Origin of the sequence: Micromonospora globispora, from assembly GCF_003857015.1 — a bacterium.
GTDB classification, from domain to species: Bacteria; Actinomycetota; Actinomycetes; order Mycobacteriales; family Micromonosporaceae; genus Micromonospora; species Micromonospora globispora.
Genome location: NZ_QGGF01000659.1, coordinates 1 through 2,031, shown reverse-complemented (window position 1 = coordinate 2,031; position 2,031 = coordinate 1). Strand labels below are relative to the sequence as shown.

Sequence of the window (2,031 nt, the reverse complement as noted above, 5' to 3'; positions counted from 1 at the left end):
GATCAGGCCGGCCCGGCGCGGCGCTTCGCGGTGGCCGGCGCTGCCCTGGAGCTGTGGGGGTCGCACCGGGTGGAGAACCGGCTCGGGCTGCTCAGCGAGCCGTACGCGGTGGGCACCGCCGGCAAGCTGCTCCGCGCCGGACGGGCGTTGACCGCCGCCGGGATGGTCGGCGCGCTGGTCGGCCGGCGCAGCCGCGCGCTCTCCGCGCTCTCCGGTGGCGCACTGCTCGCCGCCTCGGTCTGTACCCGGTTCGGCATCTTCCACGGCGGGGTCGCCTCGGCGAAGGACCCGAAGTACACCGTGGTGCCGCAGCGGGAACGCGCCCGGCAGCGCGAGCGGCAGGCAGGAGACGACAACGGGCCGGGCGCCGGCCCGAAACTGGAGTAACCAGGCAGCAGGCGCCAGGCCCATGAGCCGATACGGGGGTACCGCTCATGACCACAACAGCCGCGGGGTCGCGGGGAAATCGACAACCGACGCGGGGCCGGTGGGGTCTCGTGGTGGCGGCCGTGCTCGTCCAGCTCGCGCTCGGCGCCGTGTACGCCTGGAGCGTGTTCAACAAGCCGTTGCAGGCCGAGTTCGGGTGGAGCAAGGCCGAGGTGGTGCTGCCCTTCGAGGTGGCGATCGGCACGATCTTCATCGGCAGCCTGATCGGCGGACGCATCCAGGACCGCCGCGGTCCCCGGCCCGTCGCGCTGGGCGGCGGGATCCTCTACGCCGTCGGGATCATGCTGGCGTCGCTGGTGTCGTCGGGTGACCAACTGTGGCTGCTGCTGCTCACCTACGGGGTGATGGGCGGCATCGGGCTCGGCGCCGCGTACATCACCCCGATCGCCATGCTCAGCAAATGGTTCCCGGACAAGCGCGGGCTGATCACCGGCATCGCGGTCGCCGGCTTCGGCTTCGGGGCCGTGATCACCGCCCCGGTGGCGAAAGCGCTGCTCGCCGGCACCAGCCACAAGACCAGCGTCTTCCTGCCCCTGGGCATCGCCTATCTGATCGCGGTGCTGCTCGGGGCGTCCTTCTTCCGCGACCCACCCGCCGGGTACCAGGTGCCCGGCTTCACCCCGGCGGTCGGCGGTCGGGCGGTCGCCGGCACCCGCGTCTACACCTTCGGCGAGGCCCTGCACACCCGGCAGTGGTACCTGCTCACGCTGATCCTCACCCTCAACGTGACCTGCGGCATCGCGCTGATCTCCCAGGCCGCGGACGCCGCCCAGTCGGTCGCCGGGGTGAGCGCCGCGACCGCCGCCGGGCTGGTCGGCGTCCTCGGCCTGTTCAACGGCGGCGGGCGGGTGTTCTGGGCCTGGCTGTCCGACCGGATCGGCCGGATGACCGCGTTCCTCGGGATGCTCGCCCTGCAGGGCGTCTGCTTCCTGATCCTGCCGCACGCCGCCGCCCTCTGGCTCTTCGCCGTCCTCGCCGCCCTGGTCTACCTCGCCTACGGCGGCGGCTTCGGCACCATGCCCGCGACGGCCGCCGACTACTTCGGGACGCCGAACGCCGGCGCCATCTACGGGGCGATGATCGTGGCCTGGAGCATCGGAGGAGTGGTGGGCCCGCTGCTCACCGCGCTGCTCTACGACGCCAGCGGCAAGAGCTACACCCTGCCCTTCACGGTGATCGGCATCCTCGCGTTCGTCGCCCTGGTGCTTCCGCCGATCACCCGGCTGCCCACCGCACCCGGCGAGCCGCGGCCCCACTTCCAGACGCCCGGGCCCTGATCGGGGCGCTCACGGCCCTCCGCAGGCGGTTCGGCATCACATGTGGTTAAGTGCTCGGTGGAGGCGTTCAGGCGGCTGGTGCCCCTCCCGGTCTTCAAAACCGGTGTGGTCCGGGACCCGGGCCAGGCGGGTTCGATTCCCGTCCGTCTCCGCCAAGCAGCCCTTGTGGAGATGACACGATGCCCGACGGCACGGCCGACCCGCGGCGGCGCGTGCCGCGCACCGACGCGCTCCTCGCCGACCCGGCCCTGGCCGCCGCCGTCGGCACGCTCGGTCGCGACCGGGTGAAGGCGGCCATCGTCCGGGC

General features: G+C 72.8%; 2 protein-coding genes, 1 tRNA gene and 1 pseudogene. All 4 read left to right on the top strand.

What is annotated here, in order from left to right:
* A pseudogene (locus DKL51_RS31550) lies at positions 1–387 on the top strand (NrfD/PsrC family molybdoenzyme membrane anchor subunit); the annotation flags it as partial.
* Between the two features lie 47 nt (positions 388–434).
* Positions 435–1,724 carry an L-lactate MFS transporter gene (locus DKL51_RS31545; protein ID WP_124813110.1) on the top strand — a complete coding sequence of 430 codons (1,290 nt, stop codon included), beginning with the start codon at positions 435–437 and terminating at the stop codon, positions 1,722–1,724.
* 59 nt (positions 1,725–1,783) lie between these two features.
* Positions 1,784–1,879 (top strand) — tRNA-Sec (locus tag DKL51_RS35395).
* Between the two features lie 24 nt (positions 1,880–1,903).
* Positions 1,904–2,031 (top strand): hypothetical protein (locus DKL51_RS31540; RefSeq protein WP_148097906.1); only part of this gene is annotated, 128 nt, incomplete at its 3' end.

Coding starts and splice junctions, on each gene's coding strand:
- DKL51_RS31545 (WP_124813110.1), top strand. CDS start 435: ATGACCACAACAGCCGCGGGGTCGCGGGGAAATCGACAACCGACGCGG.